This window comes from Methylomonas stagni (genome assembly GCF_050154735.1).
Taxonomy (GTDB): domain Bacteria; phylum Pseudomonadota; class Gammaproteobacteria; order Methylococcales; family Methylomonadaceae; genus Methylomonas; species Methylomonas koyamae_A.
In genome coordinates, this window is the sequence record NZ_CP189557.1 from 4605004 (window position 1) to 4626122 (window position 21119).

Below are 21119 nucleotides of genomic sequence, written 5' to 3' on the forward strand. Positions count from 1 at the left end.
ATTGGGACGGTTCCATCAAACGACGCCGCGATTTTGCCGGCGCTCAATCCGGTAGGCGAACCGCGCCAATCGTTAGGTTTTGGTTCTAAGGCGCCCCCGGATCACTCAAATGCGCATACGCCGGAAAGGTTTGCAGGCGGTTGTCGTCCAGTGGTTCGCCGACGGTGAAGTGGTAGAGGCTTTGCCAAACGTCGTTTTGCAAGCCCAGAACGCCATGCACGGCGTCGTCGAAGAAGCAGCCGATGCCGGTGCCGCGCACGCCGGCGGCTTCGGCTTCCAGATATAAAATCTGGCCGAGCAGGCCGCATTCCCAAAACAACCGCCGGTAGCGCCAGGCTTCGGCGTTGACGTTGGCGGCGAAGCGGGCCAGCATGCCCAGGCTGAAGGCGCTGTCGCTGGCAATCGGTTGGTGGCAGGATAGGGTTTTCGCGGCTTGGCGGACGTTGCCGGCGGTCAGCAAGTAAAACTCGAACGGCGCTTCGACGCGCTGCCAAACGTAGTCGGCGGAGCAAACTTGTTTCAGCGCATCCAGTTCGCCGGCGCGCGGCAGACAGTACAGTCCGGGTTCCAGGCCGTCCACCCGATGCACGAAGAAGAACAATTGCACTTGCGCTGGCCAGTTCCAGGCCGTGAACGGCGGTTTGGCGCCGGGCAGCAGTGCGGCGAGGATGCGGTAAAAATCGGCGAGCGGCAGCGGCGCCGATTTGCCGTTAAAGTGTTGGGCGCTGCGGCGGCCCCGAATCAGCCGGCTGGCCGAATCGTCACGGCTGGGCGCGGGTAGCTCGGCGGCCGGCCAGGTTTGCCGCTCGGCCGGCGTCGGCGGTTTCAGCGCGTGTTCGGCGACTTCGTCGATCACCGGCCAGCGATAGAAATGCCGGCCGCTCAAGCGCCCGGTTTTGCCGAACCACTCCGCCGTTTGCAGGCAACCCGACAAAGCGGCCGGATCGAAATCGGCCGTGCTTCGCGCGTCGGCGTGAATGCGACAAAACAGGTCGGCCGCCTCGCGCTCGTTGGCGACGAAGTCGTCGGCCCGATCCAGGCCCAACCAAGCGGCGATGTCGGCGTCGCCGCATTCGCTCAGCAATTCCACGCGCCAGCCCAGCCCGGCGGCCGCGTAGCTCAGCGCCGCTAGCGCATGGCCGATGTCGTGTTGGCAGTAGCGGAAGGCACGTTCGCCGTATTTCCAGGCTTCCCGCCAATGGATGGACGACAAGCCCAGGTACAGCGCCGGCTCGCAACCGTCCGCGCTAAACGCCGCCCGCCGTTCCAGCGCGTGGTCGTGGCTGACGTAGTGGTAGACGCCGGGGCCTAGCAGCTCGGGGTCGGTGCTGATCAGATAGGCTTCGGTCGGGTGTAGGTTGCCGCTGGACGGATTGCAGCGCAACGACCAGCGGTCCGGGCCGAATTGTTTCCAGGCCGACAAGCCGAAGGCCAGTTCCATCAATAGTCCGACATTTTCCAGTGAGACGGGCCGAGGGGCTATGGCTTCGGGGCGGTCCAACTCAGCAAAGCGGCACGCCAACTCAGCGCCGGGTAACGGTAGTTTGACGATATCGCAATCGGCAAAACGCCGAAACGGGCTGGGCTGGTCGTCCCAGTCCAGCGACTCCGGGCCTTTGGCGTAGGCGTTGAGTTGGTGTTTGGTGCGGTTGTGGTACGCAATGACGGCGGTGGCGTTGGGCATGGGGCGGTAAGGGCTCGGTTCGGTTAACGAGTGGCGATGAAAGTCATGCGGCGCGGAATCGCCAATCCGGTGTCGGAACGCCGTCAATCGCGGCCGGAACCGCTGCTACGCCGATGTATTTCATTCGCCGGTACGATATGGAATGGTTGCGGTTCAGTGATGGGTGACCGCTTCGGCCTCCGATTCCGGCACGACCAAGTCTTCGCTCCAGCAGCCTATCGGGCGGCCCAAATTCATTTCCTGGTCCTCGAAGCGCACCAGAAAAACGGTCAGCGACGGGTCTTCCTCGACGTGGCCCTTCATGACGATCACGCCGCGAGCGCCGGCTTCGGCCAGGACCGCGCCTTCCTCGCCTTCCGGCATGCTGCCGTCGTCTATGATGCTATGAGCCGCATAAACCACGTCGCCCAAATCCAAATCTTCTACGTTCATTTTTTCTCCAATCTTGTTTGTAGCAAAGCCGACAAATAGGCCGGCATTGTTGCGAAACGGCTCGCCGAATCGAGGTTTTCGGCGGCCTGCTATCCAGCAAAATCAGCCTTTTTGCCGAAATTGGCGGGCATGGCATGCTGGTTGCATTAACGAGTTACAAGATCAATGCCAAACCGTTCTCAGGAGACTCAAGAACATGATTACATTAACAGAAAGCGCAATTAAGGCCGTGGGTCGTTTTATCAGCAGTTCCGACAAGCCGACCGGCGGACTGCGCATCGAAGTTACCGATGGCGGTTGTTCCGGTTTGTCTTACGGCTTGCGATTGGAAGCCAAGGAAAATCCCGATGACAGTATTATCGATTGCGGCGAAGTCAAAGTGTTTGTCGATCCACTCAGCTTTCCAAAACTGGACGGCATGTCGATCGATTTCGTCGATAGCCTGGAAGGCTCCGGGTTCAAGTTTACCAATCCCAACGCAGTGAAGAGCTGCGCCTGCGGTTCGTCGTTCACTACCGGCGACAACGGCGGTGCTCCTAAATCCTGTTCTTAAGTTTGCGAGGTTAAAGTCATGTGGGATTATTCAGATAAAGTTAAAGATCATTTTTTCAACCCGAAAAACGCCGGCGCGGTTGCCGATGCCAACGCGATTGGCGAAGTCGGTTCGATCAGTTGCGGCGACGCGTTGCGTTTGACCTTGAAAGTCAATGAAGATACCGAGGTCATCGAAGATGCTGGTTTCCAAACCTTCGGTTGCGGTTCGGCGATTGCCTCTTCTTCGGTGTTGACCGAAATCATCAAGGGTTTGACGCTGGACGAAGCGTTGAAAGTGACCAACCAAGATATCGCCGCCGAGCTGGACGGCCTGCCGCCGGAAAAAATGCACTGCTCGGTGATGGGTCGTGAAGCCCTGCAAGCGGCGGTCGCCAACTATCGCGGCGAAGAGTGGAAAGACGATCACGAAGAAGGCGCGCTGGTCTGCAAATGCTTTGCTATCGATGCCGTGATGATCGAAGAGATGGTGTGGGCCAACAAGCTGCGTACTGTTGAAGACGTGACCAACTACACCAAAGCCGGCGGCGGTTGCGCGGCTTGCCACGAAGACATCGAAGCGATTCTGGAAAAAGTCCTGAAGGAACGCGGCGAGACCTTCGATCCGAACGCAGCGCCAATCGCTAAACCGGCACCGGTGGTCGCCGAAAAAGGTCCTATGACCAATTTGCAACGCATCAAGAAAATCGAGGAAGTGATCATGTCCTTCCGTCCGCAATTGATGGCCGACGGCGGCGACGTCGAGTTGGTGGAAGTGGTCGACAAAACCGCTTACGTCAACATGACCGGCGCTTGCAACGGTTGCCAAATGTCGGCGATGACCATCGCCGGTATTCAGCAAAGGCTGATGGAAGTCATGGGCGAATTCATTAAAGTCGTGCCGGCTTCGCAAATGCCTAAACTGGTGAGCATCCAGGAGGCGGGTCATGCCTGATATTTATCTGGATAACAACGCAACCACCAAGGTGGATAGCGTGGTCGTCGATGCGATGATCCCGTATTTCACCGAACAGTTCGGTAACCCGTCGTCGATTCACCGCTTCGCCGACGGCGTGGCGCGGGGCATTAAAAAAGCCCGTAGCCAGGTTCAGGAACTGTTGGGCGCCGAGCACGATTCCGAGATTATCTTTACCTCGTGCGGTACCGAGTCGGATTCCACCGCGATTCTGTCGGCGATCAAGTGCCAGCCAAACCGCAAGGAAATCATTACCACGACGGTCGAGCATCCGGCGATCCTGAATCTGGTCGAAAATCTGGAAAAAGAAGGCTACACGGTACACCGCTTGCCGGTGGACAAATGCGGCCGCTTGAATCTGGATGCCTATCAAAAGCTGTTGTCAGACCAAGTCGCGATCGTATCGGTGATGTGGGCCAACAACGAAACCGGCACGATTTTCCCGGTCGAAAAAATGGCCGAAATGGCTAACGCGGCCGGTGTGATGTTTCACACCGACGCGGTGCAGGCGGTCGGCAAGATTCCGATGATGTTGCAGGACACCAAAATCGACATGCTCAGCCTGTCCGGCCACAAGCTGCATGCGCCTAAAGGTATCGGCGTGTTGTATTTGCGCCGGGGCACCCGTTTCCGTCCGTTGTTGCGCGGCGGTCATCAGGAGCGCGGTCGGCGGGCCGGTACCGAGAACACCGCATCGATTGTCGGTCTCGGCGTGGCTTGCGAGTTGGCGATGCAGCACATGGAGTTCGAAAACGTTCAGGTCAAGGCGATGCGCGACCGCTTGGAAAAAGGCATCGTCGAGGCGGTTCCGCATTGTTTCGCGACCGGCGACCTGGAAAACCGTTTGCCGAACACCACCGACATCGCGTTCGAATACATCGAGGGCGAGGCGATTTTGATGTTGCTGAACAAGGCGGGCATCGCGGCTTCGAGCGGTTCGGCCTGTACTTCGGGCTCGCTGGAGCCTTCTCACGTGATGCGGGCGATGGACATTCCTTACACCGCCGCTCACGGCACGATCCGCTTTTCGTTCTCGCGCTACAACACGATGAGCGACGTGGAAGAAGTGTTGAAGGTAATGCCTAACATTGTCGCAACTTTGCGGAAACTGTCGCCGTATTGGGACAGCGTCAACAATTGCCCGGTCGCCAATCCGGAGCAGGCGTTTCAACCGACTTACGCCTAAGTTCGGCCGGCGCGGCTTGTTCCGCGGCGCCAATCGAAACCCCAGCCGTTGGCGAAAGCCGCGGCTGGGGTTTTTTGCGTTTCAGGCGATAGTTCTACTTTGTCAGATTTGAGCAACGCCGTCATGCCCGCCGGGAAGCGGGCATCCAGTGCCATGGATGGCAAGCTTCGATCCGTCCGTGGAGTCTGGATTTCGGCAATCCCTGCCGAAATGACGGGCACTACCGAGAATCTGACAAGGTAGAAATAGCCCTTTTCGCGATCAACGATGTACCGGTAGCCGGCTCAGGGTGCGTAGGTTGATCAACATCGCCACGCTTTCCGCGATTAGCGCCGGCCAGGCTTGCCAATACCAGTCGTTGCCGATCCAGGCTAGACTGGATGCCAAAAGTCCGATGCGCATGCGCCGGTTGTCCAGATAAAACAAGGCCAGCGTGGTGTTGACGACGGCGAACGCCGGCAGCAACGAGACTTCGCCTTGCCAGGACATTGCGGTCAACCCGATGAATAATGCGACGAAGCCGATTGCCGCCCAGTGCTTGTGCGGCGCTTGGTCCCATTTGGCGGACAGTGCTGTCCGCAACGCGGTACAGGCCATGGTCAGCGCGGCGGTCCAGGCGGCCAGCAAAACGTACTGCAAGGCCCACAACAGCGCCCCGGCGGCGGACCAGCGTCGGAACTTCAACCCGTTTTGGGCGAAATAGGCCCGCCATTCCACGAGCACGCCGATCCCGCCCGCCAAGTAAGCCCAGCCGCGTTGAACCGACGGGTCCGCCCACAGGGCGGCCAGTTCGGTCATGGATTCCAGGGCGGTTCGTCGCCGTCATAGGGAACGAAATCGGCGATCGTCGGCAGCGTGACGGTAGCGTTGACGCTCGAAGACTTGGGCGGCGATGATTTAGCCGGTTTGGCTGGGGAGGCGCCAAGCTCGGCGCTGGTCCACTGCGCGAAGGTGGCGGGATCCTTGCCGGCCGGCACGTACCATTTTTTGGCGGCGGCATCCCAGCGCGCGCCCAGCGCCTTGGCGGCATCCTTTTGCGCGTAAGGCACGTTCAGATAGAGTTTACTGTCGGTCATTTCGAATTAAAGACTGCGCGGGCACCTACCCGCGCCGGCATTTTAGTGCATCGCCGTTCCGATCGACAGTCCATGCCAGCCGCGTTTGCCGTTCCGTGGGCACGGAATGCTAACCTTCTCCGCCTTAGTTGCTGGCCTGCGCCGATACTGACGTGCCGGGTTGATACCGCTTTGATCCAGTCGCCACGAAGCCCGACCCCCGGTCTCGTTTACTTAGAGTGGTTTTTTCTATCGTCCCCGCCGAGATTGCTGGCGTAGGTGCTGGCCGCGAACAGCGCCGAGGAAATAATGTATTCGCCGGAGAAAAAGCCGACGAGACCGGTGACGAAAATCAAGCCCGTCAAAATGTCGCGTTGTAAATTACTCATGTCGATCTCCTAAAAATCTAACACGCTGACACAATAGGGCTTGAGCAATTAATTAACAATGGGTGAAACTTGACATGGCTTATTTCTTTTTAGGAAGCAAATTTGCCGGAACTTTGTGAAAAAGCCCCTAGACGCAGATTTAGACCGGCTGCTTGTTAGCTGTCATTTGTAGAGCGGTCTGCAACGCGAATTGTAGGCTGCCAAGATTGGCCAGCCCGGTGCCGGCCAGTTCCAGCGCGGTGCCGTGATCGACCGAGGTCCGGACGATGGGCAATCCCAGCGTAATGTTGACGGCCTGACCAAAGCCTTTGAATTTCAGCACCGGCAGGCCTTGATCGTGGTACATCGCCAACACCGCGTCGGCATCGTCCAGGTATTTGGGGGTGAACAGCGTGTCGGCCGGCAGCGGGCCGATCAGGTTCAAACCGGCGGCGCGTAGCGAGGCGAGGGTCGGTTCGATGGTCTCGATCTCTTCTCGACCCAGATGACCGCCTTCCCCGGCATGCGGATTCAGGCCACAGACCAGAATTTTAGGTTGGGCGATACCGAAACGTTGGCGCAAGTCGCGGTCCAGCAAGCGGATAACCTCGGTCAAGCTTGACGGCGTGATTGCCGCGCTGACCTGTGCCAGCGGCAAATGTGTGGTGGCCAGCGCCACGCGCAATCCGGGGGTCGCCAGCATCATCACCGGGGTGCCGCCGGTGATGTCGGCGATGAATTCGGTATGGCCGCTAAACGCGATGCCGGCATCGTTGATGATGCCCTTATGCACCGGCGCGGTGACCATTGCCGCGAACCGGCCGTCCAGGCAGCCCAGCGTTGCCAATCGTATCGTTTCCAGCACATAAGCGCTGTTGGTCCGATCGAGTCGGCCGCAGTCGGCCGGGGCTTTCATTGCGACCGGCAAGACGGTGAGGCGGCCGGGTTGGCTGGGTTCGAAAGCCGCTTGGTGGTCGAACAAGTCTATTGTCAGCGGCTGACCGAGTGTATCGGCGCGTCGTCGTAACAGTTCGGGATCGGCGACGGCTACCAATTGGCAGGGATGGGCGGACTGCGCGAGCCGCACGCACAAATCTGGACCGATGCCGGCCGGTTCGCCCGGCGTCAGCGCGATGCGGACCGCCGGAGTCATGCGGAACGCCGTTTGCGGCCACCAAGGTTAGCGCGGTGCATGTTCCTGGCAGATTTGTTCGCTATCGGCGCTACTGAGTTTTTCCTGGGTCAGCAGGCAGAAATAGTCGCCGTCTTTCTCGCTGAAATTGCGGCAGGTTTTACAGACGCCGAACGATTGCGACTGGTTGGCTTTCTGCAGCGCGGTCAGCGCTTGCTGAAACACGTTGGCGTCGGACGGCGGGGCGTCGCTGGCGATCAGGATTTGGGTGGCGCTTTGAAACAAGTCGGAGGGTCTGGCTTGTTTCAGCACGTCCGCGCCGTCGGCCAGCAATTGCAGATGCACGACTCGCTTGTCGCGGGTGTCTTGAGTCTTGCCGATATAGCCTTTCTTCTCGAGGATAATCAGCGATTGCGATACGGTGCCGCGTGTCATTCCCAGATAATTGGCGACCGCCGCGGGGGTGTCGCTGTATTTGTTGCAGCGAGACAGGTAGTTTAAAACTTGAAAATGGACCGGTTGCAAGCCCAACTCCGTGCATTTCTTCCGTTCCTCGGAACGGATCAGCGTGGTCATGCACTCGATAAGTTCATAAATATCAGTCTGTTGCATACGTTGCTTTCGGTTTGGATGCGGAAGGTTGACAAGAGCGTGCATCGAGCGGTAACTTAATAGCGAATCGAAACATTAATTTATAACATTCGGCCTGGAGTCAACAAGCGCTTATTTTACCACGCGGGTCCCAAGGCTGTCCGGCCAGACCTTTTGTGGTTTAATGCCGCGCGTTGACTCTTTTTTCACCAGCGGATGACCAGGAAATTCAATGAAAACAACTAGAAAAAGACAACTGAACCTATCCCTATTGGCGGGCACCGTCGCGACGCTGTTGTCATCCGGTTTGGCGAACGCAAAATCGGACGACATGCACCAGATTTTTCAAGATAACTGCGCCAGTTGCCACGGCTCGGATTTGGGCGGTTACTTGGCTCCGGCGATCAACGCGACCACACTCAAGGGCCGCAGTCCGACCGCATTGCGCACCATCGTGATGGCCGGCAGTTTCGATACCTTGATGCCGCCGTTCTACGGCAAACTCAGCGACGACGAAATCCGCGGCGTCATCAAATATTTGCAAGCCACGCCGAAGCAAGCGAATCCGGCCTGGACCATCGACGACATGAAGAAGTCGCTGAGAGTCTACGTCAAGGATGAATCCACGTTGCCGGCCAAGCCGACCTTTCAAATCGATGATAAATTCGAAAACCTGATCGGTGTGGCGGCGCGCGGTAAATACGGGCGCGGCGAAGGCTCCAAAGCCATTTTCATCAATAGCACGACGCACCAAAAAGTCGGCGAAGTCGCGACAGGTACCGCCGCCCACATCATCGACTTCAACCCGGCCAATCCGCGTTGGGCTTACGTCAAAACCGATACCGCCGAGATTTTCAAGGTCGATCTGTATTCAATGAAAGCGGTGCGCAGCATTAAAACCGGTTGGAACGGACCCGGCATGGGCGTATCGCGCGACGGCAAATACATCATGGCTGGCTCCTTCGTGCCGCATAACGCCGTGATTTTGGATGCCGATACCCTGGAACCGCTGAAAACCTTCGAACTGGAAGGCACCGATCCCGACGGCAAACACGTTTCTTCCGACTCCGGCATGATCATCGGCACGCCGTATGCCGACATCTTCGCGATTGCGTTGGAAAACGCCGGCCAGGTTTGGGTGGTCGATTACAAGAAAGAAGGTTTCCCGGTGACCCGGATCGAAAATGTCGGCCGTCACTTGCACGACGCCTTCCTGACCCACGGCGGCAAGAAGTTGATGGTCGCTTCCTATGACGATAGCATCGTCGCTGCGATCGATTTGGAAGAACGCAAATTGATCAAAAAACTCGAAGCCGGTTGCGTGCCGCACGTTGGCGGCGGCTCGGCGGTCAAGGTCGATGGCCGTACCTTGGGCTTCGGCACCAACTTCGGCGATTGCGACAAAATGGTGGTCAGCGTTTGGGACTTGGACAAAATGGAAGTCGTGAAGCAAGTACCGGTTTCCGGCGGTACCGAATCGCCGGCGGCTCACGCCAACGCGCCTTACGTGGCCGTGGACATCATCAGCAAGGACAGACGTGCCCGCACCGTGCAGTTGATCGACAAGAAAACGCTGGAAGTCGCCAAAACCCTGGATGTCGGCGGTCACGCCTACTTCCCGGAATACAGTGCCGACGGCAAATTCCTCTACATCAGCGCCGGCTACAACGGCGACGAAGTGGTGGTCTACGACTCCAACAGCCTGCAAAAAGTCGCGAGCATTCCGATGGAAAGTCCGGCCGGCATTTTCTCCAGAGGCCGGGTCAAATACATGACCCGCGGCTTGTCGCCCGACGAAATGGAGCAAGGCAAATGAGAGCGAAAATTTCCTTGATCCTGCTCGGCGGCTTAATCGCGGCCGGTCCCGGACAGGCCACCAGTTTGTACGTCGGCCAAAACAAGGCCGGCGCGGTTTGCGCGCAATGCCACGGCATTCGGATGCCGAGCGCCGATGCACCGTTTCCGCCGCTAGGCGGCCGCGATCCCGAGTATTTGAAAACCGCGATTAAGCAATACCGCGACAAAACCCGGAAATCGGACATCATGAATGCGATCGCCGGCTCGTTGACCGATAGCGAGATCAACGACATCGCCGCGTATTACGGTAGCGTCAAGCCTTGATAGCGCGTGCGGCGGCTTGCTGTCTGGCTTGGGGCGTCGGCGTTGCCGCGCAGGCGGACCAACCCAATCCGGCTCGCCAGCAGGAATTGTTAAACATGCTCAAGCACGACTGCGGTTCCTGCCACGGCCTGCCGCCGAAAGGCGGCTTGGGACCGTCGTTGATGCCGGACGCATTGGCCGGCAAGAGCGACGAATTATTGCTGGATGCGATCCAGAAAGGTCGAGCCGGTACGGCTATGCCGCCTTGGCAGCCGTTTTTGAGCATCAATGAAAGCCGTTGGTTGATCGCGCGATTGAGGCAAGGTTGGCTGCCATGACACGCAATGCGCTGATTCTGGGCTGCGCGCTATTTCTCGCCGTCCATCCCTTGGCTTGGGCGGACAACGCGCAAATCGAACAGGCTTACCGCCAACAGCGTAGCGACCTGCAAATCGAAGGCGAAGGCATGGTGATCAAGCTGCTGGCCGACGACAATCGAGGCAGCCGTCATCAGCGTTTCATCATTCGCCTGGAGTCCGGACAAACCCTGTTGGTGGCGCATAACATTGACCTGGCGCCGAAAATCGAAGGCCTCAAGGTTGGCGACAAGCTGGCTTTTGCCGGCGAATACGAGTGGAGCGATAAAGGCGGCACCTTGCACTGGACCCATCGCGATCCGGGTGGGCGGCACGCAGCTGGATGGTTGAAGCATGGCGGCAGGGTTTATCAATAAGACCTCGCCATTTACAATCGGACCTTGCTTTTCGATTTCAGAGGAACAGTCATGACCACGATTACCGAACTCTCGCAACTGGACCCGAATGGTCATTATTCCTATGCCGATTACCTGAGCTGGAGCCTGAACGAAACCATAGAGCTGATTAAAGGCAAGATCAGCCTGATGAGTCCGGCGCCGAGTCTGGATCATCAACGAGTTTCCTGGCAGTTGAATGGTTTGCTTTTCGAGTATTTTCGGAAGAAACCTTGCCGGGCATTTGCCGCCCCGTTCGACGTGCGTCTATACGACCGCCGTAAATCGGTAGCCGCCAACCAGGATATTTATACCGTTGTTCAACCCGACTTGTGTGTGATTTGCGATGTCGAAAAACTCGACCCGCGCGGCTGTCTGGGAGCGCCGGACTGGATCATCGAGATTTTGTCTAAGGGTAATTCCAAGAAGGAAATGCAGACTAAATTCGAGCTGTATCGGGAAAGCGGCGTCAAGGAATACTGGATCGTTTACCCGTTCGAACAGGCGGTGCATCAGTTCGTGCTCGACGAAGAACTGGATCAATACCGTTTGCTGAACATGTTCTCCGGGGAGGACAGTGCTACACCACATCTATTTCCGGATTGTACGATCGATTTGCAGGAAGTATTTGCCGAATAATTTTTACGGTTTTTCATGAAACGACTCATTGCTTTGGCTGGCGCTTTCGCTTTTTACACCCTGTCCGCTAGCGCCGATTTGCGCGCCACCGGCGATCTGGGTGTAGTCATCGAGCGCGAGGCCGGTACGGTGCAAATCGTCAGCACCAGCAAGCCGGCGACGCTGAGTCGCATCGAAGGCCTGGGCGACTTGTCGCATGCTTCGGTGGTGTTTTCGCGCGACCAGCGTTACGCCTACGTGTTCGGTCGCGACGGCGGATTGACCAAGCTGGATTTGCTGCAAGACCAGATAGCCAAGCGCATCGTGCAAGCCGGCAACAGCATAGGCGGCGCGATTTCGCAGGACGGTAAGGTCATCGCCGCATCCAATTACACGCCGGGCGGCGTGAAATTATTCGATGCCGATACGCTGGAGCCGCTGGCCGATATTCCGGCCGTCTACGGCGACGACGGTAAGTTGTCCAAGGTGGTCGGCTTGGTCGATGCGCCCGGACAACGTTTCGTCTGCAGTTTGTTCGAAGCCAACGAAATCTGGCTGATCGACGCCAAAAATCCTCGCCAACCCGTGGTCAAAAAGTTTAAAGACATCGGCAAACAACCCTACGATGCCTTACTGAGTCCGGACGGCCATTTCTATGCCGCCGGCCTGTTCGGCGAAAAAGGCTTGGCCTTGCTGGACTTGTGGCAGCCGGAAAATGGCGTCGAGCATATCCTCGAAGATTACGGCAAGGACGACGAGCAATTGCCGGTTTATAAAATGCCGCATCTGGAAGGCTGGACCATGGCTGGCGATTGGCTGTTCGTGCCGGCAATCGGTGCGCATGAAGTCTTGGTTATTGATAAAAAGGACTGGGAATTGGTCAAGCGGATTCCGGTGGCCGGCCAGCCGGTGTTCGTCAGCGGCCGGCCCGACGGCCGGCAGATTTGGGTGAATTTTGCCTTTCCGGATAATCAGACCGTGCAAGTCATCGACGTCAAGGATTTCAATATCGTCAAAACCCTGCAACCGGGCAAGGCGGTGTTGCACATGGAATTCAGCCCGCGTGGCGAAGCGGTGTGGCTGGCGGTGCGCGACGAGGACCGGGTGATGGTCTACGACACCGAAACCTTCGCCGAAACCGCCCGTCTGCCGGCGCAAAAGCCCAGCGGCATTTTCTTCTCGGACCGCGCGAATCGGATAGGCTGGTAGCGCATGTTGACCCCCTTGCAGCAACGTCTGCTCAACGATTACCAACAGGATTTTCCGTTGAGCCCGACACCCTATCGCGACATCGCCGAGCAGCTTGGCGTCAGCGAGGACCAAGTGTTGCAGGCCTTCGAACAGTTGGCCGGGCAGCAAATGATCAGCCGTATCGGCCCGGTGATCGCGCCAAACAGTATAGGCAGCAGTGCGTTGGTGGCGATGGCTGTTCCGGGCGCCGATCTGGCCCGCGTCGCCGCATTGGTCAGTGCGTATCCGGAGGTCAATCACAACTACGAGCGCGAGAATCGCTTCAATCTGTGGTTTGTGCTGATCGCCGATGACGAAAACCATCTTAACGCGGTGATTGCCGCTATCGAAGCGCAAGCCGGCTATCCGGCCATGGTACTGCCGATGCTGGCCGATTACTTCATCAACCTGGGCTTCGAGTTGAATTTGCATGATTGATGCCGTCGATTACCGTTTGATTGCCGCCGTGCAGGCGGGCCTGCCGATTGCCGCCCGGCCGTATGCGCTGATTGCCGAGCGCTTGGGCTTGAGCGAAAACGAAGTGCTCAGCCGCTTGGCCAGACTGAAACAGCAGGGTCTGATCAAGCGCTGGGGCGTCGTCGTCAAACACCGGCAGTTGGGCTATCGCGCCAATGCAATGATCGTGATGAACGTGCCCGACCAGCGGGTTGCCGAGATTGGCGGCTTGGTCAGCCGGCAGGCCTGCGTCAATCTTTGCTATCAACGGCCACGGCAAGGCGAGGTCTGGCCGTATAACCTGTATTGCATGATTCACGGCAAGAGCCGCGACGTGGTGTTGGCGCAGTGGGCGGCGTTGCGCAATGTCTGCGGCTTGGACGAGTACGCCTTCGAGGTGCTGTTTAGCCGGCAGTGCTTCAAGCAACGCGGAGCCTTGTACGCCCGCCACGCCGCTCATCGGGAAAGCCCGGTTTTGGCAGGCGAGGGCCGAGCCGAAGCGGCCGCGGCCACGTTGAGCTTCGACCTGCAAATGGCTTGAACATGGACGCCACCGACAAAGCCATCGTCAACCGCCTGCAGCAAGGTTTTCCGATTTGCGCGGCGCCGTACCGGCGGGTCGCGGACGAATTGGGCATCGCGGAAGCGGATTTACTGAGCCGTTTGCAAGCCTTGTTGGCCGACGGCGTGTTATCGCGGTTCGGACCGATGTATCACGCCGAGCAAATGGGCGGCGCGTTAAGCTTGGCGGCGCTGAAAGTGCCGGAAGCGCGTTTCGACGAAGTCGCCGACATCGTTAACGCCTTCCCGGAAGTCGCCCACAATTACGCCCGCAACCATGTCTTGAACATGTGGTTCGTGCTGGCCACCGAACAACCCGAGCAAGTGGCGGACGTGATCGCCGAAATCGAGCGCCGCACCGGTCTTGTCGTCTACAACATGCCGAAGATCAACGAATATTTCGTGGGTTTGCAGTTGGAGGCTTAGCGTGGCCGAGTCTCGAAGTCTCGAAATACGAATATCCGAGTCATGGGTAACGTTGTTTGGTGTGTGGAATGAGTGTATAAAATACACATCATTTATTAAATAGGAGTCTGCCATGTCCGTACGTTTTAATGTCGTGTTGTCGGACGATCTCAACCGCGAGCTGGATCGCGTGGCCCAGGAAAATGAGACCAACAAAAGCGAGATCATGCGCAAGGCCATGACCTTGTACTTGGCCGCGCAGGATGGTCGCCGGCGTGGGCTGAAGCTGGGCTTGGTCGAGCCGACCACCCAAAAATTGGAAACCGAAATCATTGGTTTATGAACCATATCGATCTCAACCAGCCGCCGCCCAACCATACTTTCAGCGTTTCGGTCAATCGGGAAGAAACCGACGGCGAGCGGCGGGTAAGATTGTTCAAGGATTTGGCCCTGTTTTTGGTGGCGCTGGGCTTTGTGATCACGATTGCTACCTTGTGCTACTCCACGTTGCTGTCCGCTTCAGCCAGTGCCGAGGAAAAGAAATGGGCGATGTCGATTCTTTCCGCGGCCACCGGCGGCTTGATCGGTTATCTGATCCGCAAATGACCATGCCCCGTCCTAGCTCGCTCGATCCTATCGATCGCCAAATCATCCAGGCTACCCAATCCGGCTTGCCATTAGTGGCCGAGCCTTACCAAGCCGTTGCCGAACAACTGGGATTGTCCGCGCGCACCGTGATGTTGTGCCTGGCCGAAATGCAACAGACCGGCGTGATTCGCCGCATCGCGGCGGTGCCCAATCACTACAAGCTGGGCTACCGCTATAACGGCATGACGGTGTGGGACGTCGAGGATCGTCTAGTCGACGCGCTTGGACAACAGCTAGCGAAGCTGCCGTTTGTCAGCCATTGTTATCGGCGCCCCCGGCATTTGCCGGATTGGCCTTATAACCTGTTCGCGATGGTACACGCGAAAACCGAGCAGGATGCCGAGCGGCAGGTGGCGATGATCGCCGAACGCCTGGGCGAACATGCCCGCGCCCACGAGGTGTTGTACAGCACCAAAATTTTAAAAAACCGGCTTGCGGATTGGCGGCTAAGCGATGTTCAGATTGAGTCAATTCATGCGTGAAGTGTTGGCGCCGACGCCGTTAGCACCTGCGCGTAAGCCGCCGGGTCCGGTGGTGATCTGGAATCTGATCCGCCGCTGCAATCTGACCTGCAAGCATTGTTACACCACGTCGGCCGACATCGATTTCCCCGGCGAACTGGCCACGCCGGAAATTTACGCGGTGATGGACGACTTGAAGGCGTTCAAGGTGCCGGTATTGATCCTGTCCGGCGGCGAGCCGCTGCTGCACCCGGATATTTTCGCGATTTCGCGGCGGGCCCGCGACATGGGCTTTTACGTCGCCTTGTCCAGCAACGGGACCTTGATCGACCAGTCCAACATTGCCCTGATTGCCGCGATCGACTACCAATATATCGGCGTCAGTCTGGACGGCATGCGCGAGGCCCACGATAAATTTCGCCGGAAGCAAGGCTCGTTCGACGCTTCGTTGGCCGGCATTCGCCTGTGCCGTGAGCACGGCATCAAGGCCGGTATTCGGTTTACGTTAACCCAGGACAATGCCCACGATTTCGAAGCCCTGCTGCAATTAATGGATGACGAAGACATCGACAAATTTTATCTGTCGCATCTGAATTACGGCGGGCGCGGTAACAAAAACCGCAAGGACGACGCCGAGTTTCAACTGACGCGCCGGATCATGGATGCGCTGTTCGAAAAGTCGTTGAGCTGGGAGGCGCAAGGCCTGCACCGCGAAGTGGTTACCGGCAACAACGATGCCGACGCGGTGTATTTTCTGCATTGGGTCGCACGCCGCTTCCCGGAGCGCGCCGGCCATATCCAGGCCAAACTGCGGCAATGGGGCGGCAACGCTTCCGGCGTCAACGTGGCTAATATCGACAACTTAGGTAATGTCCATCCGGATACCTTTTGGTGGCACTACGGGCTCGGCAACGTCCGGCAGCGGCCGTTTTCCGAGATCTGGCAAGATCTGTCCGATCCGCTGATGGCCGGATTGAAAGCCTCGCCTCGGCCGCTACAAGGCCGTTGCGGTACCTGTGACTACCAAGCCATCTGCAACGGCAACACACGGGTCCGCGCCCAGCAATTGACCGGCGATTGCTGGGCCGAGGACCCCGGCTGCTATCTAAGCGACGTGGAAATTGCCGGCCCCTCGAATCAGCTGGATAGAGCGGCCGTAAACGGCTGATGCGGAACACTCCGCACTTCGGGAGCAACCAATGCCCCTAGCCTGGCGATCGGCAAACGGGTCGCCCGGAAAATCAAAATCACTGGTGTAGGAGCGGCTTTAGCCGCGATCGATGTCGTTCCGACACCGGTGTCTCGCCTATGCGACCGCTGCCTTTCAGCGCCATCAACCCTTGATTCCCCGTCAGTCGTCCTGAAAACGTAACCAAGGTTTGGCCCTAGCCTTTTTCCCGCGACACATGCTAAGGCAGCGCCGTGCCTGCATCCTCGAGCTCGTTTGTTTTAGCCGGTATTAGCCAGCGGTTCACTTGTTCCAGATCGGCCGGCGACAGACTGCTCACGGCTTGTTTCAGGCGCAGACTGTCAAGCAAGTAGTCGTAACGGGCGCGGGCGTAGTCGCGTTGAGCGCCGAGCAATTCGCGTTCGGCGACGATGACGTCCAACGCGGTACGCCGGCCGGCGTTGAAACCGGCCTGGGTGGCGGCGAGACCGGTTTCGGCGGATTTCAGCGCTTGCTGCAATGCCTTGACGCGGCTGATGCCCGCCACTACGCCCAGATAGGCATTGCTGGCGCCGCGCCGCACCGCGCGCTTTTGTTGGGCCAGATCGGCCAGCGCCTGGCGGTAGCGGTGTTCGGCTTCGCGGGTCCGGGATTCGGTGCGGCCGCCCTGGTACAGCGGCAGGTTCAGATTCAGGCCGATCACGTCGTCCTCGACATCCGCCGACCCGAATCGGCCGCCGGACGTGGCAAAACCGTGGCTGCCGCTGGCATCCAGCGTCGGCAGGTGGCCGGCGCGCTGTCGCTGGATTTCATCTTGGGCGACCTGAACAGCTTTTTGTTGCGCTAGCAAACCGTAGTTTTGGGTGAGCGCCAACTCGACCCAGCGCTGTTCGTCGGCCGGTTCCGGGGCCAACAACGGCATGTCGGCGCTGAGTGCGTCCAATTGCGGATAGTGCTGGCCGGACGTTTCCCGCAGCCCCTCGTGAGCGTCGCGCAGTTGGTGATCGGCGGCGATGGCGTCGGCCACGGCCCGGTCGTGGCCGGCTCTAGCCTCCTGGACATCGGTCAACGCCAGAAAGCCGACCGCTCGCCGTTGTTCGGCTTCGGTGAGCTTGCGCTGCAACGATTGTTGTTGGGCCTGGGCGAATTTCAGGTTTTCCTCGGCGGCCAGTACGTCGAAATAACGTTCGCAAACCGTCAGCATCAGCGCAATTTCGGCGGCGCTGCTGTCGGCCTCGGCTTGGGCGACCCGATTGTCGGCCTGCTCCAGCGCGACCCAGCGGTCGATATGCAGCAAGGGTTGGCTGATCGATAAGCTGTAGGCGCCGGTCATGAATTCGCTACGACCGCCCAAGCCGATCGCGGCCGCGCCGCCGTAACGAATATTTTGGTAGTCGCGCGCAACGTTGGCGCTAAAGCTGGCCTCCGGAAGAAACAGCGCGGCTTGCGCCTGGGATTGGCTTTCGACGACGGCTTCCACGCCTTCGCGGGCTTTTTCCAGACTGGGATTGTCTTGCAGAGCGTCGCGATACACCGCCAGCAAATTTTGCGCGCTTGCCGGAACAGCGGCTAGCGCGGCGGCCAGCAGCCAGCCGATCGAGCCAGCCCGGCGCGGAGCCGGCCTGGCATGGCGCTGGCCGGATGGGCTTGGGGCGGCCGCCGGCCGCGCCGCGCGGTTAAGCGCCATGCGTTTTACCCCGCAAGGCCCCCGCCATCCCCAAGCGGTACAGCAAAGGCATCAGGAATAAGGTAAACAGCGTCGAAAAGCCCACTCCCCAGACGATCGCGGTCGCCACCGGCCGCCAGGCGGACGTGGACTGGTCCTCGCTCAGCGCCAGCGGCAACAGACCGACCGTGGTGGTCAACGAGGTAATTAGAATCGGCAGTAATCGCCGCCGCGCCGCCCAGATGCTGGCATGTACCACGCCCATGCCGGATTGCAAGCGATCGTGGGCCGCCGAGAACATCAGGATCGCCGAGTTGACGGCGATGCCGGCCAGCGCCACGGCGCCGTAAAAGGTGTACAAACTGACCGCTTCCCCGGACAGCATCAGCCCCAGGATGACGCCGGCGAAGGCCATCGGGATTTTCAGCAACACCAGCAGCGGCAAGCCGTAGCTTTGAAATTGCGCGCCGACGATGATGAATATCAGCCCCAGCCCCAACACCAAAAATTGCCAGAGCTGTTTTAGGCCTTCTTCGACGGTTTCCATTTCGCCGCCGAAGCTCACCTTGATGTCCGGATAACGATCCTTGACCCATTCCCAACGGCGCTGAATCTCGCCGTTGGCGGCCAGCGTATCCATTTGGCTTTTATCGAGATCGGCCTGCAGGGTCAGCATCTGTTGGTAATCGATATGATTGATGCTGGCGGGGCCGATACGCGGCTCGGCACTGACCAATTGGCCGAGCGGCACGGTCGAACCGTCGGTGCGGGCCACGGTGTAACGCAGTAGCTCGCCGATGTCGCGTATGTCGTTTTGATACGCGCGTACCCGCACGCCGACCGGCTCGCCTTGCTCGGTATAGCTGGCGACGCTCTCGCCGTCCGCCAGCAATTGCAGGGTGCGGGAGACGGTGTCCGGGCTTAGGCCGGCCCGTTGAATCGCCGCGCTATTCAGCCTTAATTTCAACTCGCTGAGTCCGGCGATCCGGTCCAACCGGATTTGGCTGATGCCGGGCGTCGCGGCGAGCATGCTCTTCAATTCGACGACGGCGGCATCCAGTTGGGCGCCGGCGCCGCCTTGGATGTTGAGGTTAATCGCCTTGCCGACGCCGCCGCCCAATGCCGAGCCTTCGCCCTCGACCCAAGCCTCGACGGCTCCGTCGAGATTCGTCAGCAGGGGCTTGACCGAGGGTATCAAGCCGGCGGCATTGCGACTGCCATGGTTCAAGCTGAACCACAAATCGCCGTATTGGTGGCCGTACAAATATTGGCCTTCCTTGGCGATAGCGCCGCTTTCGGCCGCGCTGGCCCGTAATTCGCCCGGTTCGAATAACGGGGTGATGCGCCGTTCGATTTCCTCCAAGGTGGCCAGGGTCTTCGCCGACGGCGTGCCGCTGGCCATTTCCAGCGTGACGACGAAGCCGTAATCGGGTGGCGTTGGCAACCAATTAAATTTTACCCAGGAAAACGCTACGGCCGAGCCGGCCACGGTGAAGAAGGCCAGCAACAACAGCAAGGCCTGAATGGGGCGGCGTAACACGTAAACCAAGGCATGGCCGTAGCGGCGTTGCAGGCTTAAACGCATCCGTTCTCGCCAATGTGTCGCGGCTTTGCCGGCATTTGGCGCTTCGGCCCTGACGGTAGCGGCGGCGTGGGCCGGCAAAATCCACAAGGCCTGGACGATGCTGATCAGCAAGGCCAGGCAGACCACTTGCGGCACCACGCCCATCAAAATGCCCAGATAGCCGCTCATCAACATCAGCGGCACAAACGTGGCGATCGTGGTCAGCGAGGAGGTGGCGACCGGCAGCCAGACTTCGCGCAAGGCCGCCACCGTCGCGGACAAGGGCGGCAAACCCCGCCGCAACTGTTGGCCGACCGCCTCGATCACCACCACCGCATCGTCGACCAACATCCCCAGCACGATGATGACCCCCAGCAACACGCTAAGATTGAGCGATTGGTCGGTAACCTGCAACGCGATGAAGACCCCGGCCAACGAGAACGGCACCGCCAACGTGGTCAGCAGCGACAAGCGGGTACCCAACAGCAGCCAGGTCACCGCCAACACCAACAACATGCCGGACCAGGCGTGCTCCTCCATCGTGGCGATGGCGCTCCTGATTTGATCGGACTGGTCGATCAGTAAAAACAGTTGCACGCCGGTATGGGCGCCGACCCGGTTGCGGGCATCGATATAGGCTTTCAGTTGATCGATCAAGGTCAGCGTGTTGGCGCCGGCTTGCTTGATAGGCATCACCGCCACCGCCGGTTGGCCGCGAAACCGCGCGCCCAGTTTCACGGCTTTGCTGGCGCGGCTGATGTCGGCCAAATCGCCCAGCCTGACTTCACCCTTGGCGCCGAGGATAGGCAACTGTGCCAGCCGGCTTGCCGCGTCCTCGGTGCCGGTCAGGCGCAGCAGCCACTCGCGTTCGTCAACCTTGACGACGCCGGCGGCGATGTCTCGGAAGTACGCGCTGACCGTATCGGCCAGGGCGGTGGGGCTGATGCCCAGGCCGGCCAGGCGTTCCGGATGAAACACCACCTGCAGCTCCGGATCTTCCAAGCCTTTGGTCTCGACCTTCGCCACGCCGGGTAGGCGTTGCAAATCGAGTTTGACTTGGCGGGCCTGGCGGCGAAAGTTTTCGTCTTCGCCGGGGCCGTACACCAAAATCTTGAACCAATCCGAACCCAAATTGCCTTCGAAAATCTCCGGCAGCGCGGCCGACTTCGGCAATTCCGATTGCGCCAAGGTCTGCAATTCGCGCCGCAGCTCCATCATCCGGCGTTCGTAGACCGGTTTATCGAGTTCCTCGAAGCTAACCGTGATCGTTGCGATACCGGTTTGGGCATTGCTGCTGACGTGCTTGATGTCGCGGATTTTGCCGCGCAGCGTGCGTTCGATAGGATCGACGATCAAGCGCTCGACATCCTCGGCGCCGGCGCCGGGCATGGCCACCGAGATGCTGGCGGTGTGGGCCGGCGTATCCGGCGCTTTTTCCTTGGGGAGTTGCGGATAGGCCAAGACCCCCAGAATCAGCACCATCAAATAGCTGAGATTGGCGAGGACGTGGTTGCGGTACAGCGAATCCAGCCGCAT

General features: G+C 59.1%; 25 protein-coding genes. 16 read left to right on the plus strand and 9 right to left on the minus strand.

The genetic code is table 11. From position 1 onward, the window contains the following. Positions 1-85: 85 nt before the first annotated feature. Together ACP4CD_RS21040 and ACP4CD_RS21045 are read right to left on the minus strand one after the other, a co-directional pair. Positions 86-1684: a SagB/ThcOx family dehydrogenase gene (locus ACP4CD_RS21040; RefSeq protein WP_426992471.1), complete on the minus strand. Its 1599-nt coding sequence runs from the start codon at positions 1682-1684 to the stop codon at positions 86-88. Positions 1685-1837: 153 nt separating this feature from the next. Continuing rightward, entirely contained in the window at positions 1838-2116 is a 279-nt protein-coding gene (locus tag ACP4CD_RS21045; protein WP_064031155.1) for a nitrogen fixation protein NifZ, read from the minus strand. Positions 2117-2312: 196 nt separating this feature from the next. Here ACP4CD_RS21045 and ACP4CD_RS21050 point away from each other — a divergent pair, with 196 nt between their 5' ends. The 3 genes from ACP4CD_RS21050 to nifS are packed head-to-tail and all read left to right on the plus strand — an operon-like array spanning position 2313 to position 4809. After that, on the plus strand, positions 2313-2669 hold the full coding sequence (locus tag ACP4CD_RS21050) for a HesB/IscA family protein (RefSeq protein WP_064031129.1): 357 nt from the start codon (positions 2313-2315) through the stop codon (positions 2667-2669). Positions 2670-2687: 18 nt separating this feature from the next. Then, positions 2688-3602 carry a Fe-S cluster assembly protein NifU gene (nifU, locus tag ACP4CD_RS21055; RefSeq protein ID WP_064031130.1) on the plus strand — a complete coding sequence of 305 codons (915 nt, stop codon included), beginning with the start codon at positions 2688-2690 and terminating at the stop codon, positions 3600-3602. Then, complete coding sequence (gene nifS / locus ACP4CD_RS21060) at positions 3595-4809, plus strand: cysteine desulfurase NifS (RefSeq protein ID WP_064031131.1); 1215 nt, start codon at positions 3595-3597, stop codon at positions 4807-4809. Before nifU ends, nifS begins: the two co-directional genes overlap by 8 nt. Positions 4810-5070: 261 nt before the next feature. Here nifS and ACP4CD_RS21065 read toward each other — a convergent pair whose 3' ends face one another. The 5 genes from ACP4CD_RS21065 to ACP4CD_RS21085 all read right to left on the minus strand — a co-directional run bounded on the left by ACP4CD_RS21065 (position 5071) and on the right by ACP4CD_RS21085 (position 7976). Then, positions 5071-5607 carry a YgjV family protein gene (locus tag ACP4CD_RS21065; protein WP_426992473.1) on the minus strand — a complete coding sequence of 179 codons (537 nt, stop codon included), beginning with the start codon at positions 5605-5607 and terminating at the stop codon, positions 5071-5073. Then, positions 5604-5885, minus strand: a complete 282-nt coding sequence (locus ACP4CD_RS21070) for a DUF5710 domain-containing protein (RefSeq protein ID WP_426992475.1) — start codon at positions 5883-5885, stop codon at positions 5604-5606. The genes ACP4CD_RS21065 and ACP4CD_RS21070 overlap by 4 nt, the downstream gene beginning before the upstream one ends. A 209-nt stretch (positions 5886-6094) precedes the next feature. Then, positions 6095-6253 carry a hypothetical protein gene (locus tag ACP4CD_RS21075; RefSeq protein WP_168033175.1) on the minus strand — a complete coding sequence of 53 codons (159 nt, stop codon included), beginning with the start codon at positions 6251-6253 and terminating at the stop codon, positions 6095-6097. A gap of 139 nt (positions 6254-6392) precedes the next feature. Further along, on the minus strand, positions 6393-7385 hold the full coding sequence (gene pdxA, locus ACP4CD_RS21080) for a 4-hydroxythreonine-4-phosphate dehydrogenase PdxA (protein ID WP_071156040.1): 993 nt from the start codon (positions 7383-7385) through the stop codon (positions 6393-6395). Positions 7386-7412: 27 nt separating this feature from the next. After that, the gene (locus ACP4CD_RS21085) at positions 7413-7976 is read right to left on the minus strand and encodes a MarR family winged helix-turn-helix transcriptional regulator (RefSeq protein ID WP_064031135.1); all 564 of its coding nucleotides are present in this window, start codon (positions 7974-7976) and stop codon (positions 7413-7415) included. A 211-nt stretch (positions 7977-8187) separates the two neighbouring features. Here ACP4CD_RS21085 and ACP4CD_RS21090 point away from each other — a divergent pair, with 211 nt between their 5' ends. From ACP4CD_RS21090 to nirJ, 13 genes are all read left to right on the plus strand, one after another. Then, complete coding sequence (locus ACP4CD_RS21090) at positions 8188-9771, plus strand: cytochrome D1 domain-containing protein (RefSeq protein ID WP_426992477.1); 1584 nt, start codon at positions 8188-8190, stop codon at positions 9769-9771. Further along, on the plus strand, positions 9768-10076 hold the full coding sequence (locus tag ACP4CD_RS21095) for a c-type cytochrome (RefSeq protein ID WP_064031137.1): 309 nt from the start codon (positions 9768-9770) through the stop codon (positions 10074-10076). Before ACP4CD_RS21090 ends, ACP4CD_RS21095 begins: the two co-directional genes overlap by 4 nt. Next, positions 10073-10393 (plus strand): c-type cytochrome, encoded by a 321-nt coding sequence (locus ACP4CD_RS21100; RefSeq protein WP_281021346.1) that lies wholly within the window; start codon positions 10073-10075, stop codon positions 10391-10393. The genes ACP4CD_RS21095 and ACP4CD_RS21100 overlap by 4 nt, the downstream gene beginning before the upstream one ends. Continuing rightward, entirely contained in the window at positions 10390-10788 is a 399-nt protein-coding gene (locus ACP4CD_RS21105) for a DUF3465 domain-containing protein (RefSeq protein WP_281021345.1), read from the plus strand. The genes ACP4CD_RS21100 and ACP4CD_RS21105 overlap by 4 nt, the downstream gene beginning before the upstream one ends. 51 nt (positions 10789-10839) lie before the next feature. Then, positions 10840-11445, plus strand: a complete 606-nt coding sequence (locus ACP4CD_RS21110) for a Uma2 family endonuclease (protein WP_426992480.1) — start codon at positions 10840-10842, stop codon at positions 11443-11445. A gap of 15 nt (positions 11446-11460) precedes the next feature. Beyond that, a complete protein-coding gene (locus ACP4CD_RS21115) occupies positions 11461-12633 on the plus strand; it encodes a cytochrome D1 domain-containing protein (RefSeq protein ID WP_426992482.1) in 1173 nt (390 codons plus the stop codon). 3 nt (positions 12634-12636) lie between these two features. Further along, positions 12637-13092 (plus strand): Lrp/AsnC family transcriptional regulator, encoded by a 456-nt coding sequence (locus ACP4CD_RS21120; protein ID WP_168033161.1) that lies wholly within the window; start codon positions 12637-12639, stop codon positions 13090-13092. Beyond that, positions 13085-13651 carry an AsnC family transcriptional regulator gene (locus tag ACP4CD_RS21125; RefSeq protein ID WP_426992484.1) on the plus strand — a complete coding sequence of 189 codons (567 nt, stop codon included), beginning with the start codon at positions 13085-13087 and terminating at the stop codon, positions 13649-13651. The genes ACP4CD_RS21120 and ACP4CD_RS21125 overlap by 8 nt, the downstream gene beginning before the upstream one ends. Before the next feature lie 2 nt (positions 13652-13653). Then, positions 13654-14097, plus strand: a complete 444-nt coding sequence (locus ACP4CD_RS21130) for an Lrp/AsnC family transcriptional regulator (protein ID WP_426992485.1) — start codon at positions 13654-13656, stop codon at positions 14095-14097. Positions 14098-14209: 112 nt separating this feature from the next. Next, positions 14210-14419 carry a ribbon-helix-helix protein, CopG family gene (locus ACP4CD_RS21135; protein WP_064031144.1) on the plus strand — a complete coding sequence of 70 codons (210 nt, stop codon included), beginning with the start codon at positions 14210-14212 and terminating at the stop codon, positions 14417-14419. Beyond that, positions 14416-14682: a hypothetical protein gene (locus ACP4CD_RS21140; protein ID WP_426992486.1), complete on the plus strand. Its 267-nt coding sequence runs from the start codon at positions 14416-14418 to the stop codon at positions 14680-14682. The genes ACP4CD_RS21135 and ACP4CD_RS21140 overlap by 4 nt, the downstream gene beginning before the upstream one ends. A 2-nt stretch (positions 14683-14684) precedes the next feature. Next, on the plus strand, positions 14685-15206 hold the full coding sequence (locus ACP4CD_RS21145; RefSeq protein ID WP_426992487.1) for an Lrp/AsnC family transcriptional regulator: 522 nt from the start codon (positions 14685-14687) through the stop codon (positions 15204-15206). After that, a complete protein-coding gene (gene nirJ / locus ACP4CD_RS21150) occupies positions 15199-16353 on the plus strand; it encodes a heme d1 biosynthesis radical SAM protein NirJ (protein ID WP_426992488.1) in 1155 nt (384 codons plus the stop codon). The genes ACP4CD_RS21145 and nirJ overlap by 8 nt, the downstream gene beginning before the upstream one ends. 241 nt (positions 16354-16594) lie before the next feature. On the opposite strand, the gene ACP4CD_RS21155 is transcribed toward nirJ, so the two are convergent. Together ACP4CD_RS21155 and ACP4CD_RS21160 are read right to left on the minus strand one after the other, a co-directional pair. Further along, entirely contained in the window at positions 16595-18040 is a 1446-nt protein-coding gene (locus tag ACP4CD_RS21155) for a TolC family outer membrane protein (RefSeq protein WP_426992489.1), read from the minus strand. Next, a complete protein-coding gene (locus ACP4CD_RS21160; RefSeq protein WP_426992490.1) occupies positions 18030-21119 on the minus strand; it encodes an efflux RND transporter permease subunit in 3090 nt (1029 codons plus the stop codon). Before ACP4CD_RS21160 ends, ACP4CD_RS21155 begins: the two co-directional genes overlap by 11 nt.